We start from the raw sequence: 14,926 nt of genomic DNA on the forward strand, positions 1-14,926 counted from the left end.
TTATAACCGTTATTACTCACTTAATAAGCGATGATGTGCAAAATTCTTGTAAATTTTTGGCCTTTAGACTTGAACCGAACTCACCTTGCCCCCACTTTTTGATACAAGCTCAAAGCTTATCTGAAGAATAATGTTTTTAAGCAGTCATTCTGATAGATCTTGGTATTGAGATCATTAATTCAAATAAACCCTTATTTTAAATAACCAAATTATTGGAGACATATTGATGAATATTCGTCCTTTACATGATCGTATTGTTGTCCGCCGCATAGAAGAAGAAACAAAAACGGCTGGTGGTATCTTGCTTCCTGGTTCTGCGCAAGAAAAACCTTCACAAGGTGAAGTGCTAGCAACTGGTAATGGTCAGATTCGTGACAACGGCGAAACTCGCGCGTTAGATGTAAAAACTGGCGACAAAGTCTTGTTCGGTCAATATGCTGGTCAAACTGTGAAAGTTGACGGCGAAGAACTACTTATTATGAAAGAATCTGATGTATTGGGTGTGCTAGAAGGCTAGTCCTTTTTGAGTGTTTTTATACTCAACGCATTTAAGACAATTGTTCTTAACAATACTGTATCGACTCATTCAATTGTATTTCTATACTTATAATAATGGAGTAATTTAACATGGCAAAAGACGTAAAATTCGGCATAGATGCCCGTAAACAAATGATGGACGGCGTAAACGTCCTAGCAAACGCAGTACGTGTAACCTTAGGACCTAAAGGTCGTAACGTGGTTATCGATAAATCTTTTGGCGCACCTACCATCACTAAAGATGGTGTTTCGGTTGCCAAAGAAATCGAGCTTGAAAACAAATTCGAGAACATGGGCGCGCAATTGGTCCGTGAAGTTGCTAGCCGTACTAATGATGTTGCTGGTGATGGTACGACTACAGCGACCGTATTGGCTCAGTCAATCTTGCAAGAAGGTATGAAATCTGTTGCCGCTGGCATGAACCCAATGGATCTGAAACGCGGTATCGATAAAGCGGTACGTGCTGCTGTTGAGCAAATCCATTTGTTATCAACCCCAGCTGATGATTCAAAAGCGATTGCCCAAGTTGGTTCTATCTCTGCCAACTCAGACACCAAAATTGGTGAATTGATTGCGGAAGCGATGGAAAAAGTCGGCAAGCAAGGCGTTATCACAGTTGAAGAAGGTTCAAGCTTTGAAGATACCTTAGAAGTTGTCGAAGGCATGCAGTTTGACCGTGGTTATATCAGCCCGTACTTTGCTAATAAGCAAGACAGCCTAACCGCTGAGTTTGAAAACCCTTACATCTTGCTTGTAGACAAAAAAATCAGCAATATCCGCGAAATTGTACCATTACTTGAGCAAGTGATGCAGCAGAGCAAACCTTTGCTAATCATCGCTGAAGACGTCGAAAACGAAGCCCTAGCAACGTTAGTAGTCAACAACATGCGTGGTGGCTTAAAAACTTGTGCCGTTAAAGCACCAGGTTTTGGCGATCGTCGTAAAGCTATGCTAGAAGATATCGCAACGTTAACTGGCGGTACCGTGATTTCTGAAGAGATTGGTCTGAGCTTAGAGACTGCGACTCTTGAGCAATTGGGTACGGCTAAGAAAGTCACTATCGGTAAAGAAAACACCGTCATCGTTGATGGCGCTGGTAACTCTGCTGATATCGAAAACCGTGTTGAATCTATCAAACGTCAAGTAGAAGAATCAACGTCTGACTACGATAAAGAAAAGCTTCAAGAGCGTATGGCGAAACTGGCTGGCGGCGTTGCCGTTATCAAAGTTGGCGCTGCGACTGAAACTGAAATGAAAGAGAAAAAAGATCGCGTTGATGATGCACTACATGCGACTCGCGCTGCGGTTGAAGAAGGCGTTGTACCTGGCGGCGGTGTTGCCCTAGTTCGTGCAATGAATGCATTGTCTGAGCTACGTGGCGATAACGATGACCAAAACGCTGGTATCAATATCTTACGTCGCGCAATGGAAGCACCATTACGTCAAATCGTGACCAACTCAGGCGAAGAAGCTTCAGTTGTCGTGAACGAAGTGAAGAGCGGTACTGGTAACTATGGTTACAACGCCGCTTCTGGCGAATATGGCGATATGCTAGAGATGGGTATCCTTGATCCAGCCAAAGTGGCACGTTCAGCACTAGAAAACGCTGCTTCTGTAGCTGGCTTAATGCTCACGACCGAAGTCATGATTACTGATTTGCCACAGGGTGATGATGGTATGTCTGGCATGGGCGGCGGTGGAATGGGCGGTATGGGTGGAATGGGCGGCATGATGTAATTTTACTTCTGTTACAAAGCGATTTCTCTTTGTCAGACGCGCTCAATGTACAATAGGTACTATTTTTGCACGTCTTCCTCGATAAATCACTTTTCGCTAGAAGTATGAATTTGTCATAATGTACTTGTTAAACCTAGTTTAAATAAAACCCCGATAGGCTGAGCTTATCGGGGTTTTTTCATACAAATTAAATATTATTTTAAAAACTACTGACTTACTTCCTCTCGTCTAAACGTCCACGTTTTATCATCAGACAACTCATCGACATAATAATATCCTGCCAAATCAAACTGCTTTAATTGTTCCGCATTGGTCAATTTATTATCAGCAGCATATTTCACCATCAATCCACGAGCTTTTTTTGCATAAAAGCTAATCACTTTATATTGACCATTTTTTTCATCTTCAAATCGTGGAGTGATAATTTCCGCATTTAGTGCTTTCTTTTTTATTACCTTAAAATATTCATTAGAAGCTAGGTTAACTAGAACTTTGTCATTACTATCTGCCATGCGCGCATTGATAACATTGGTCACTTCGTCGCCCCAAAATTCATAGAGGTTATCACCGCGCGCATTTTTCAGTTTGGTGCCCATCTCTAAGCGATAGGGTTGAATTAAATCTAACGGTTTAAGTACCCCATATAAGCCAGATAAAATTCCTAAGTGTTCATTGACATAAATAGCGGTGTTTTTATCCATATGATACATATCAAGACCGGTATAAACATCACCATCGAATAAATAGCCCGCAGGTTTGGCATTGTCTAAAGTAAAGGGCTGTTCTTTGCTCCAGCGCCATTGTTGGTTGCGTTCGGCATTCAGCTGCGCCAAATCGTCAGAGATGCTCATCAGCTCTTGCAAATCAATCGGCTCTTTTGCTTTTAAGTTTTTCATGAGGGTTTGCGAGTGTTCAATCAGCTCGGGCTGACTATAGTAGTTACCAATATTAACCGGCACAACATCTTTCTCATTAAGAGATTTGGCAGGGGAAAGTAAAAAATACATGGTTATTCCTTATTTATAATGAGTTAAAGGGCGTTCTAATTAAGTGTCAAGTTTTCTTATTATACGGCAGACAGTATTTTATCTTGACTTAGTCGTAGCTGTTTTGTATTTTTAAACGTCATCGTAGACATATGTCAAATATTAAAACAATTTATGCGCTAGCTCAGAGCTAATAACTTACAGGCTTTGCGCGCTTTTGGAAAAAATAAAAGTTTTTAATATAACAATAAAAGTTATGATGATGGTGTAAATACCTAACTTTTTATTTTACTTGTGGGTCATCATTAGGCAATGAAAGTTAGCAGACGATATCTCTATAATAAAAAGGCATGATGGCAAAGTCGTCATCATTTATTAAATTGATAATCTTTGGTCTTAAGTGTTAAACCAACCATGACCAAGGATTTTTTGTCCCCTGTGCTTTTTAAATGTGCGTTGAGGGTGTTAAAAGGTAGTCATTAGACGTGAGTATAGTCATTAGACGTAAGTAAGGAGACGGTATGAGAATCGGTGTTATTAGTGCAGATAGCGCAAGTGAAAGTCGGGTAGCGCTAACCCCAGACGCGGTAAAAAAATTACGTAAACTAGGGTTTGAAGTCGTCATTCAGTCAGGTGCAGGTCAAGCAGCATATTATGCTGATGAGCTGTATCAAGCGGCGGGTGCTGACATTGCTAGCAATAGTACCGAGGTCGTCAGCCAGTCTCAGATTATTACTACTGTCAATGACCTGCCAGCGGCAGTAACTGAACATTTAACGGCCGGTCAAGTGGTTGTCGGTATGCTTGACCCGTATCGTAATAGCCAGCTAGATACTTATGCTGCTAAAGGCGCGACCGCCTTTGCGATGGAGTTGTTGCCACGTACCTTGTCACGTGCCCAGAATATGGATGTCTTGTCCTCGCAAGCCAACCTTGCCGGTTATAAAGCAGTATTGTTAGCCGCCAATGAATATTCGCGTCCGTTCCCAATGTTTATGACTTCAGCTGGTACGGTGAAACCTGCCAAAGTCGTTATTTTAGGCGTTGGGGTGGCAGGTTTGCAAGCGATTGCCACAGCGAAGCGTTTAGGCGCCGTCGTTGAAGCCAGTGATTTACGTCCGACCGCTCGTGAGCAAGTAGAATCCTTAGGTGGTAAATGGCTTGATGTCCCGATGAGTGCAGAGGAAGCAGAAACAGCTAAGTCTACAGGTGGCTATGCTTGGACACCATCAGAGCAATATGTCAAAGACCAAGCGGCAGTGGTTGACAACGCATTAAGCAATGCTGATATCGTCATTACCACAGCGCAAATTCCTGGTCGTAATGCACCGCGTTTAGTGCACGGGGCGACGCTTGCCAAAATGAAAGCGGGCTCAGTGCTGATTGATATGGCGGCTGGTACCGGCGGCAACGTCGAAGGCAGTGTACCAGATGAAACGATTACCACAGCAAATGGCGTGCGTATCGTTGGGGCGGCTAATATTCCATCGCAACTCGCAGCGCAGTCGTCAGACCTATATGCCAATAACCTTGTTAATTTTATCACCACTTTAATTGCTACTGCAGCTACAGACGACGCTTCAGCGAAGCCACTGGCACTAAATTTAGATATGAATGATGAGATTCAAGGGGCGTTAGCAGTGACACATGACAACCAAGTGCGACTTGCTAAACGCTAAGCCTTGAACCTCAAGCCTCGACTACCTCATTACCCTACATTTGCCAGACACGAACAAATTTTTAGGAGGATTAGATGATTGCCACTATTTTAGCTGCAGCGCCAGCCGGTGCGGCCATGAGTAGCACACCGTTTGTAGCGATTTTCACTGTATTTGTACTCGCTATTTTTGTCGGCTACTACGTCGTTTGGGGCGTTACCCCTGCACTACATACACCATTGATGGCGGTCACCAACGCTTTATCAAGTATTGTAATCGTCGGTGCGATGCTACAGACCGTCACTATTGACGGCTCGATGTTCACCCCAACCAGTTTACTAGGTGCCTTTGCGGTATTTTTAGCCAGTATTAATATCTTCGGTGGTTTTGCCGTGACTGAGCGTATGCTTGCGATGTTCAAACCGAAAGTAAAAAAAGCACCCGCTCTTGAAACTGGGACGACTGAAAGTGGAGGCGATGCATGAGCGATTTAACAAATATGATTGCAGCAAATGCAGATTGGTTTTACTTAGTGGGTGCCATTCTTTTTGTCTTAACCTTACGTGGTCTATCTAGTCCAAAAACCGCTATTCGCGGTAACCGCTTCGGTATGGTGGCGATGGCGATTGCTGTAGCAACGACCTTTTTCTTAGCTGAAGGTCCTGTGCTGTGGCTAATTATCGGTGCGATGGTATTGGGTGCACTCGTCGGTATGTGGAAAGCAAAAACGGTCGCGATGACCCAAATGCCAGAAACCGTGGCCTTGATGCATTCATTTGTTGGTTTGGCAGCGGTGGCGATTGCATTAGCAACGGTACTGCATACTGAACAACAGCATGGCGCGGTTGCCCGTGTTGAATTGTTTATCGGTTGTTTCATTGGTGCGATTACTTTCTCAGCGTCGGTATTTGCCTTTGGTAAATTGGCAGCGAAGAGTTGGGCGAAGACCTTGGTTGGTAGTTGGGTAAAACCCGTACAGGCACTGTTGTTTATTGCCATGATTGGCTTCGGTATCGTCTACTTTATGACCGATTCGTTGCCAGCATTTTATGCGATGGCAGTGATTGCAGTCATCTTTGGTTGGATGTGGATTGCCCCAATCGGTGGCGGCGATATGCCAGTGGTTGTGTCGCTATTGAACTCGTTCTCAGGTTGGGCGGCAGCTGGTATTGGCTTTACCCTTGGCAACTCGATGCTTATTATCGCAGGTTCGCTAGTCGGTTCATCAGGTGCGATTCTATCTTACATCATGTGTAAAGCCATGAACCGCTCATTGCTTAACGTCTTGTTTGGCGGTATGGGTACGACAGCTGCCGCAGTGGGTGGCGATGATGGCGCACCCAAGAATTATAAAGCAGGCTCAGCAGAAGATGCTGGCTTCTTAATGGCCAATGCAAGTAGTGTGGTCATTGTACCGGGTTACGGTATGGCGCAAGGCCGTGCACAAAACGCGGTCAAAGAATTGTATGAGCTATTAAAAGAAGAAGGCGTCAATGTACGTTTTGCGATTCATCCGGTCGCTGGTCGTATGCCAGGACACATGAACGTACTATTGGCGGAAGCTGATGTCCCTTATGATGATATTCTTGAGATGGATGAGATTAACTCTGACTTCGCCAGTACTGATGTGGTATTAGTCATAGGTGCCAATGACGTTGTTAATCCTTCAGCAAAAGATGATCCATCGTCGCCAATCTTTGGTATGCCGATTCTAGATGTCACCAAAGCGCAAACAGTGATGGTCATCAAACGTTCGATGAACACGGGTTATGCAGGTCTTGATAACAGCTTATTCTATATGGACAAAACCATGATGATCTTTGGTGATGCCAAGAAAATGGTCGAAGAAATGGTGCGTAGTATCAATGGTGCGCATTAATCTTTAAAGCAAGTGGTTCAAGATAAGTTATTAAATCTAAGCTTTGCCATAAAAAAGTCACTGAGGTGGCTTTTTTTGCGTTAAGGTAGGCAGCATTTACATTCAACTATATGCAATTATGATTAATAAATAATAATAGTTAAGAGATTTCCTTATGAACATGTTGATACGTTTTTTTATTATGGTCAGCTTATTAAAACAGCAACTTAAACAGCAATCAGCTAGCGAACACTTAAGTGTCGAAACCTTGACTGCACCAATTGTACGTCACTATCGAGTGTTGCCACATGATATGGGCTTTCGTGATCATCTGCCTAATTATCGCTACTTATCTTTTATTGAGTTAAACATCACCAACTGGCTGATGGCGTGCTGTCATCAAAAGGGCATTAAAAATCTCGGCTGGATTATCGCCATGCAAGAAATGGTCTATCTCAAAGAAATTAAGTTTCTGAATAAAATGACGGTGAATAGTACGCTTGTTGGCTGGGATAAAAAATACGTTTATTTTGAAACGCGCTTCTTTGTGAAAGATCAGTTGATGGGCGTCGGTATGACTAAGTTTGTATTGACCAATAAAAAAGGTAAATGCGTGCCAGAGATATTGGATATGACAAGCGCGCATACAAATGAGATCATTGATTCTTGGAATCAGCATCAAGTAGCGATTAAGTCTTATGAATCTGCTAAATAGAGAAAATAAGCTAAATCAATAAAGGCTGCATAACGAACTTGTCTATAATCAGCGGGCGAATTTTGCTACGATAGAGGGTATTAAATGGTCAAGAAAATGGTTAAGCAAATAACCAGTCAAGCTGACCATCAATTCGATGACATTTATAAAATGATGACAAGTTAAGGATCTACCATGACCCCGCAAAAATTAAAATGGACAGACAGCTTAGATATTGCTATTGAGCTTTACGAAAAATTTCCAGAGACCGATCCGCAGTACATTCGCTTTACCGATTTGCATCGCTGGGTGACTGAGCTTGAAGGCTTTGATGATGACCCGCAGCGCTCAAACGAAGGTATCTTGGAAGCCATTCAAATGAACTGGATTGATGAAGCAGATTAGAGTAATGCTGCAATATTAATCGTATTAACACTCATTTTAAATATTTTTTTAAATAGCATTTTAAATAAAAAGCAGCATCAATATATAGGACATACTGCATTATGACATCAGAAATCAAAGAGCTACCCGAAGCGATAGCGTGCAAAGGCATCAGCGTTCGCACCACCAATAATGCTGAAATTAGCCATGAAACAGCCAAGTTAGGTCGACTATGGCAAAAGTTTTATCAAAATCATGCGGTCAATCTTCCTAAGGGCGAAGATATTTATGCTATCTATCATAACTATGAGAGCGATGACTTGGTCGGTGCTTTTGATGTTGTGGCCGGTTGGAAAGTAGATAGCGAGCAAGAGCAGTCAGATAATGGCGCTAATGCTAAGAATGGCGATCTAGTCAGCGTAGATATTCCTGCAGGCAAGTATTTGGTCTTTTCTGAAGAAGGTAGAATGCCTAATACCGTCATGAATGCTTGGGAAAAAGCGTGGACCTATTTTAACGACAGAAGCTGCGAGCAGGTACGAACCTACAATGTTGATTTTGAGCATTATATCGGTGGCAACTTAGAGTATGGGAAAGTAGATCTCTATATTGGTATTGAGTAAAGCCAGAAAGTAAAATTATTGAGGCGATAGTTTTTAGAATTCTTATTCCTATCGCCACTTTCTTGTAAGAATTAAGGTACCAAAATTATACTTATAGTCTGTTTCGTTGCCGTATATTGAGGTCTCTTATTGCATGTTTGGCAATACCCTATTAATTGCTTCTAGCCTTATATTAAGAGATATAAAATGAGCGACGACCCAGTTTTCTCTACCTATGAGTTGGGTATCATACAAAATTCTTTGCGAAAAAGAATGGCGATGATAGAAGATTTTAGAACAGATGTGGTAACGCAGGATTTAGAACCAGAAATAGAGATGAGCCAACAAATAGATGTCTTTAAGCAGGAAGTACAGCATATTCAAGATAAAGTAAGGTCTATGGTCGAAAGCAGAGTTGAATAAAGCCAAACCTAAATGACTACTACTCATTTATTGATTACTTAACTAAGACACTAAGCTGTTAAACGGTTATTTAGTTAAAAAATCATAATAAAAAAGCGCCAAATCTAATTCAGATGGCGCTTTTTTGTTTTTATCGTTTACGTTTAATCAAGCAGCAAATTCTCTAAAATCTTTTCATAAATCTGTGCTAATTTCCCCAAATCATCTACTTCCACCTTTTCATCGATCTGATGAATGGTGGCATTACGTACGCCAAGCTCAACAACTTGCGCACCTGTTGGCGCGATAAAGCGTCCATCTGAGGTGCCGCCAGAAGTTGATAATGTCGTATCGGTTCCAGTCACAGATTTGATTGCTTGCTGGCATGCCGAGACCAATTTACCTTCAGGAGTTAAAAATGGCTGACCGGATAATTTCCAATGAATATCATAGCTAGCTTTACTGTTATCAAAATATTTATCAAAGATAGCATGAGTTTTTGCTTTTAGCTCATCTTCGCTTGTTTCTGTAGAAAAGCGGAAATTAAAGACAACCTTTAGCGTTTCAGGAATGACATTGGTTGCACCTGTACCGCCATTGATATTTGAGATTTGCAGGGAAGTTGCAGGGAAGTAGTCATTGCCATTATCCCAAGTCGCCGCCGTAAGCTCTGCTAATGCTGCCATCGTTGCATGAATAGGATTGCAAGCCAGATGCGGGTAGGCTACATGACCTTGTTTACCAGTGACGATAAGCTCTGCACCCAATGAACCGCGGCGACCATTCTTAATGATATCGCCCAGCGTATCAGTGCTTGATGGCTCACCAACAAGACAATAGGTGATTTTTTCATTGCGCGCTTCTAAGGTCTCTATGACTTTGACCGTACCATTGATGGACGGACCTTCTTCATCTGATGTGATTAGAAATGCTATCGAGCCATTATGTTGAGGATAATTGGCAACAAAACGCTCAGCGGCAATGGTAAATGCGGCAATGCCAGTTTTCATATCAGCAGCACCGCGCGCCCATAAATAACCGTCTGCAATGGTTGGAGTAAATGGCAGATAAGTCCAATTTTTTTCATCGCCCGTTGGAACGACGTCGGTATGACCAGCAAAACAAATAACTGGATCAGTGGTGCCACGGCGCGCCCATAAGTTTTTGACTTCAGCGTGCTCGCCTTTTGCCTGTCTATCACCGTAATACATAAACTCACAGTCAAACCCTGCTTGTTGCAAGCGCTCTGATAATATATCTTGGCAGCCATCATCATCTGGGGTGACAGAAGGACGTTCAAGTAGGGCGATACTTAATTCTAAAGTTTGTTGTTGATGGGTTTTACTATTATTTTCTGAACTCATGACATTCCTAGATAAGTTGATTTAATGTTTCTTGTGATAAAATCTGGCTTATTTTTATAAGATTTATCTAATGCTGATGTTTATCAACTCTGATGGTCAAAATAACTTTAGTTTTTATTCAAGTAAATTTTCTCATAATCGCCGTAATATATTGCCAGATACTCTGTAATGCACTTTTCGGCTGGCGTATTACTATAGTTTTTAACTTTGTCACTGTTGTAAGCACGCACATAGCCACCTGCAGAAATGACATCACCCATTTTATAACTTGTTCCTAATAATTTTAAAGTCTTATAATGACTATCAAAAGTTGCTTGTCCTTCGGGAAATACGGGTGTCATCCATCTGCTTCCGTCAAATGCAAGTAGACACTCGTCCTCATATTTGAATTCAGTAGTAATAGCGGTCGGATTAATTATTAGAGGTTTTTCAGGAGTGGACTTCGGTAAATAATAGGTAAAAAAGAACTCATTGTGTTGTTGAGTAGGGGCTTGATGATTAAGCGTCTCGCAGCTAACAATTAGAGGAAACATAACAATTAAGAGTAAGCTTCTAAATAAGGTTTTATGCATTGTCATTATCCTTAATTAACAAGGCTTATTTAAAGTAAAAGTAATAGCTGATGAATTTTAAATATTGTCTTCAACAAAAGGCACCAGACCATCACGGCGCATCCAAGTCGCGATAGAATATCGCTGACGATGAGCGATTTGTACTTGATGTTGTAGGTCACTATCAAATATCACAAGCCGATTGGCAACAGGCATGACATTATGATGGACACCATGCTTATCGACTATTTCTAATACGCCGCCGTCACTATCACTCCAATCATCATTAAGATAAAACACCGCCGAGATAACGCGCTCATCACGTCCAGCCGGATTATCGCTATGCCATTGATAGCCAAAACCTACTGGATAACAAGCATAATGCGCCTCACTATGGCGAATACCGGCAAACAAACTGCGATTAAACAAAGCGGCAAGCGTATTGATACTTTGCAGATAGTAAAACCCTGCAAAGAAGTTTTCGGTAATCCAGCGAATCCGATCACCGCGAATATCGCTGACCCGAATACCAGCCGTCAACTCTGCGTCACGATAGTCAATAAAACCGCTCTCGGACTGCAAGGCTAATAGTGCTTGATTTTCAAATACTTCATTAATAATCATCCAGCCATCATCTACAAATTTATCCAGCTGTTCATCGGTCAGCTTATTTTGCCAATCGACATCAAAATCGGATAACGCTAATACGTGCTGAGTCGGCGGCTTTTGGCTATCGTCGCCATCATGAGGAAACAGTAATGGAGGATTGTGTTGTCCAATCGGATTCTCAACGACTAGCTGTGTCACCTCAAGATTGCTAATAATCTGCGTCATTTTGTCTCGCCGTTATCAATAAACATGCCATTCGCTGTCAATACACAGCCAATCCATGCCTTTTTACCAAAACCATCGTTATCTTTTACCCTGTCTATGCTACCATAGATGCAATTTTTCTTATTTAAACTTTTGATCTTATGAATTATAAACACGCCTATCACGCCGGTAACTTTGCCGATGTCGTAAAACACATTTTATTGGTACAACTACTGAATCAAATGGGGCAAAAAAACAAACCTTTTTATGTGCTTGATGCTTATGGCGGTCGAGGACTGTATTCGCTCGGCAGTGAAGAGGCGCGCAAAACAGGTGAATCCAAAGGCGGTATCCAAGCCTTGGTAAAAGCTGACGTCGAAAAAGCACCGACGGCAGTCAAAGACTATATGGAAGGCATTAAGCAAGCGCGTTTCACTTATGACAAAAAAGTCTATCCCGGTTCGCCGTGGTGGATTGCGCATCATGTGGAGAAAAATCCAGATGCCGGCGTGCGCGGCGAAGCGTTTGAGGCCAAAGCCAGTGAGTATGATGCACTGAATTATCAGCTGCATAAATTGCCAATTGGTATTCATCATCGTAATGCGTTTGAAGGTATCGCTGCCGTTATTCCGCCGAAAGAGAAGCGCGGTCTGATTTTCCTTGATCCTCCTTACGAGCAAGAGCACAAAGACTTTACCCGCCTGATTAATCTATTAGTCGCCTCTTATGAGAAATGGCCACAAGGCACTTATGCGTTATGGTATCCCATTAAAAACATCGAAGCGGTTGAGCTGTTCTACAAAAAGCTTAAGCGTACCGAGATGAGACGTCAATTGGTCTGTGAGCTTAATATATATCCTAACGATATCGCCGTCGGTCTGAATGGTACAGGTCTACTGATTATCAATCCGCCTTGGCAGTTTGACAATCATGCGCGTGAGATATTACGCTTTTTACAACCGGTGTTAAAAGTTGAAGATGCGCCAGACTTGTCTGCAGACAGTGCTACTAATGTCCGCTGGCTGGTTGGCGAATAAGGATATCGTTATGACGACTGATCACTCATCAAATAGCTTAGTAACCGACAAGGTTATGAATGACGGTTTGGTAAAAGAGCCACTATTACAAGATAGCGCTGCCACTCAGCCGCCTTTTGTCGATGAGCATGAGTTCAATATTCGCCTAGCGGATAATGACAATTATGATGGCTTAACCTTTGAGGTGATTGAAGCAGAAGTCGCTGAAGGCAAGCGCGTGGTCAGTCGCGGTGTATATTTAGCACCCAATCTCATCACGACTTTATCGTTACTATCCGGTTTCTATTCTATTTTAGCCAGTACCCAAGGCGAGTTTTATAAAGCATCACTGGCGATTTTCTTATCCGCGATCCTTGATGGTGCTGACGGGCGAGTTGCGCGTATGCTCAATGCGCAAAGCCCTTTTGGCGAGCAGTACGACTCACTCGCTGATATGCTAGCTTTTGGCGTTGCACCTGCGATTTTAATATATAGCTTTGCTTTAGAGCCTTTAGGTCGGATTGGTCTTGGTTGCGCTTTTGTCTTTACCGCTTGCGCCGCTTTCCGCCTCGCGCGTTTTAACGTTCAAGTTGGTATTGTCGATAAAAAGTACTTTGTCGGCTTGGCAAGTCCGCTCGCTGCTATATTAGTTACAGCAGCGGTGATGGTTGCGGTCGATCATAATGAATGGATCGGACAATACGATACTGGCGTTATGTTCTTATTTGCCGCTTGGGTCGTTATCTGCGGCTTATTGATGGTCAGTAACGTCAAATACTATAGCTTTAAAGAGTTCGATAAAAAGAAAGTACCATTCGTGGTGCTTATCATTGGTGTATTGGTGATGAGTATCATCTTATATGATATCCCTGTGGGCATCTTAGCGATTGGTGTTATTTATGCCTTGTCAGGTATTGTTACTACCTTACAAACCAAAGTTAGCAGTTAACGCTATGACTGCTTTATAGTAGATTTTAGCTTAAGACATGCACATACGAACCGCCTATTTTTTAATAGGCGGTTTTTTTGTGGGAAATATTTATAGGATAAATAATAAGATTGAAAGTTCAGAATATAAGTAGAGGGGTTTAATACAAAAGACTAAGAATGAATTTTAATAGGATGCCTTATAAAGTGCTATGGTATAGATTCTTCATTCAATATTGAAGTATCGTTTTAAAAAGTATCATTCTAGCATTGGTATTTCTATGACTTCATATAGTCAAAGTCGAGGTTATTATGCTGAACTTACCTAGTTTTAATCGTCTATTGCCTGTCTCAAATATCTCATCGTATCTGCTAAAAGGGTTAATGGCAAGTGCTTTACTGTCGTTGTCATTCGTTTCACTATCTTCACATGCAGCTACTAGCAACTTAGTCAGTCCCATATCTCGCGCTGAAGCGGCCAATCCTGCTAACTTTTATCATTTAAATATTAATGGTGGCGCCGTTACTTCTGCATCAGCGCCGTGTTCTATGAAAAAAGGACTGATTACTTGTGGACTTGAAAAGCTTAAACTCATCAATAGCAGTATTAATGAAGTAGATGCTGACTATGATTTGGCACAAGCTTTTTACTATCCGTCAAAATCACAGCCTAAGACAGCTGTTGTTGTTGTTACCCGCTCTGGTCTAATGGATGATAGTGTTAGCGCGGAACGTTATCGTATTAGCTTTGCGTTAAAAGGTAAGTCGTCTGATTTAAATTGGCAGTGGGTGCAGTATGGGGTTCAATATCAATGTCTTCGCGGTAACAAAATAGGGAAATGGAGTAAAAATCTTTGCCCTTAAAGAAGTCATATATTTATAGATAGATTAAAGACTATTAAAGAATTATAGATTTATTCTCCAAACCCCCTTGACCCCCTTATAAAACCGCGTATAATGCGCCCTAGTCGAAAGGGAAGGATGACTTGGGAAGTGGTTGACCACTTATTATAATAGCCAGTTATTAACTAAGCTATTCACCAATCAGCCGATAGTTTTACAGTTTCAATCCACTACCAAGGTAGTGCAGATAAAAACTTTAAAACTAAATAAACTTACCTCTTGACTTAACTGTTTAAACGTCTATAATACGCACCTCATTAAGACAAACGGAATAACTTATATGTGAATTACATATAACAAACCTGACTAACTTACTGAAACAATTTATAAAAAAGCTTGACAAACCAATCCATTGTGATATGATAGTCGGCTCGCTAGATAGGATAAGTTCTTAACTTAGACTGACTAGCAAAGAGAAATACCCTATATATCAACTACTGGACGACAGTAGCTTGACACTATTTAAAAGCATAACTAAAGAACAACTAGTGTGG

The 14,926-nt window shown here is 41.7% G+C and carries 16 protein-coding genes; 12 read left to right on the forward strand and 4 right to left on the reverse strand.

Translation table 11 applies throughout. The annotated features are described in order from the left end of the window. The first annotated feature begins 226 nt into the window (after positions 1–226). Both AC2FA3_RS09920 and groL read left to right on the forward strand, forming a co-directional pair. Positions 227–517 (forward strand): co-chaperone GroES, encoded by a 291-nt coding sequence (locus AC2FA3_RS09920; protein ID WP_011279842.1) that lies wholly within the window; start codon positions 227–229, stop codon positions 515–517. Positions 518–627: 110 nt separating this feature from the next. Then, positions 628–2,274, forward strand: coding sequence for a chaperonin GroEL (gene groL, locus AC2FA3_RS09925; RefSeq protein WP_201546392.1), 1,647 nt, complete (start codon positions 628–630; stop codon positions 2,272–2,274). A gap of 206 nt (positions 2,275–2,480) precedes the next feature. On the opposite strand, the gene yaaA is transcribed toward groL, so the two are convergent. Next, on the reverse strand, positions 2,481–3,281 hold the full coding sequence (gene yaaA / locus AC2FA3_RS09930; RefSeq protein WP_490509410.1) for a peroxide stress protein YaaA: 801 nt from the start codon (positions 3,279–3,281) through the stop codon (positions 2,481–2,483). A gap of 500 nt (positions 3,282–3,781) precedes the next feature. On the opposite strand from yaaA, the gene AC2FA3_RS09935 reads away from it, so the two are divergent. The 7 genes from AC2FA3_RS09935 to AC2FA3_RS09965 all read left to right on the forward strand — a co-directional run bounded on the left by AC2FA3_RS09935 (position 3,782) and on the right by AC2FA3_RS09965 (position 8,879). Then, the gene (locus tag AC2FA3_RS09935; RefSeq protein WP_490509411.1) at positions 3,782–4,939 is read left to right on the forward strand and encodes an NAD(P) transhydrogenase subunit alpha; all 1,158 of its coding nucleotides are present in this window, start codon (positions 3,782–3,784) and stop codon (positions 4,937–4,939) included. Between the two features lie 74 nt (positions 4,940–5,013). After that, positions 5,014–5,403: a proton-translocating transhydrogenase family protein gene (locus AC2FA3_RS09940; RefSeq protein WP_183621173.1), complete on the forward strand. Its 390-nt coding sequence runs from the start codon at positions 5,014–5,016 to the stop codon at positions 5,401–5,403. Next, positions 5,400–6,797, forward strand: coding sequence for an NAD(P)(+) transhydrogenase (Re/Si-specific) subunit beta (locus AC2FA3_RS09945; RefSeq protein WP_490509412.1), 1,398 nt, complete (start codon positions 5,400–5,402; stop codon positions 6,795–6,797). The genes AC2FA3_RS09940 and AC2FA3_RS09945 overlap by 4 nt, the downstream gene beginning before the upstream one ends. 154 nt (positions 6,798–6,951) lie before the next feature. Beyond that, positions 6,952–7,491, forward strand: coding sequence for an acyl-CoA thioesterase (locus tag AC2FA3_RS09950; RefSeq protein WP_490509413.1), 540 nt, complete (start codon positions 6,952–6,954; stop codon positions 7,489–7,491). A 174-nt stretch (positions 7,492–7,665) separates the two neighbouring features. Next, positions 7,666–7,875, forward strand: coding sequence for a Fe-S cluster assembly protein IscX (iscX, locus tag AC2FA3_RS09955; RefSeq protein ID WP_011279849.1), 210 nt, complete (start codon positions 7,666–7,668; stop codon positions 7,873–7,875). A gap of 101 nt (positions 7,876–7,976) precedes the next feature. Next, a complete protein-coding gene (locus AC2FA3_RS09960) occupies positions 7,977–8,477 on the forward strand; it encodes a GyrI-like domain-containing protein (protein ID WP_490509414.1) in 501 nt (166 codons plus the stop codon). A 186-nt stretch (positions 8,478–8,663) separates the two neighbouring features. Further along, positions 8,664–8,879 carry a hypothetical protein gene (locus tag AC2FA3_RS09965; protein ID WP_490509415.1) on the forward strand — a complete coding sequence of 72 codons (216 nt, stop codon included), beginning with the start codon at positions 8,664–8,666 and terminating at the stop codon, positions 8,877–8,879. A 143-nt stretch (positions 8,880–9,022) separates the two neighbouring features. On the opposite strand, the gene dapE is transcribed toward AC2FA3_RS09965, so the two are convergent. The 3 genes from dapE to AC2FA3_RS09980 all read right to left on the reverse strand — a co-directional run bounded on the left by dapE (position 9,023) and on the right by AC2FA3_RS09980 (position 11,607). Further along, entirely contained in the window at positions 9,023–10,222 is a 1,200-nt protein-coding gene (gene dapE / locus AC2FA3_RS09970; protein ID WP_490509416.1) for a succinyl-diaminopimelate desuccinylase, read from the reverse strand. Between the two features lie 107 nt (positions 10,223–10,329). Then, the gene (locus AC2FA3_RS09975) at positions 10,330–10,794 is read right to left on the reverse strand and encodes a hypothetical protein (protein WP_490509417.1); all 465 of its coding nucleotides are present in this window, start codon (positions 10,792–10,794) and stop codon (positions 10,330–10,332) included. 57 nt (positions 10,795–10,851) lie between these two features. Beyond that, positions 10,852–11,607 (reverse strand): 2OG-Fe(II) oxygenase, encoded by a 756-nt coding sequence (locus AC2FA3_RS09980; protein ID WP_490509418.1) that lies wholly within the window; start codon positions 11,605–11,607, stop codon positions 10,852–10,854. Positions 11,608–11,747: 140 nt separating this feature from the next. On the opposite strand from AC2FA3_RS09980, the gene AC2FA3_RS09985 reads away from it, so the two are divergent. From AC2FA3_RS09985 to AC2FA3_RS09995, 3 genes are all read left to right on the forward strand, one after another. After that, entirely contained in the window at positions 11,748–12,623 is an 876-nt protein-coding gene (locus AC2FA3_RS09985) for a 23S rRNA (adenine(2030)-N(6))-methyltransferase RlmJ (RefSeq protein ID WP_490509419.1), read from the forward strand. 10 nt (positions 12,624–12,633) lie between these two features. Next, a complete protein-coding gene (gene pssA / locus AC2FA3_RS09990; protein ID WP_490509420.1) occupies positions 12,634–13,551 on the forward strand; it encodes a CDP-diacylglycerol--serine O-phosphatidyltransferase in 918 nt (305 codons plus the stop codon). Positions 13,552–13,841: 290 nt separating this feature from the next. Beyond that, positions 13,842–14,393, forward strand: coding sequence for a hypothetical protein (locus tag AC2FA3_RS09995; protein WP_490509421.1), 552 nt, complete (start codon positions 13,842–13,844; stop codon positions 14,391–14,393). Positions 14,394–14,926: the final 533 nt, after the last annotated feature.

It is taken from the genome of Janibacter sp. CoH_79_TC_3 (assembly GCF_058197955.1).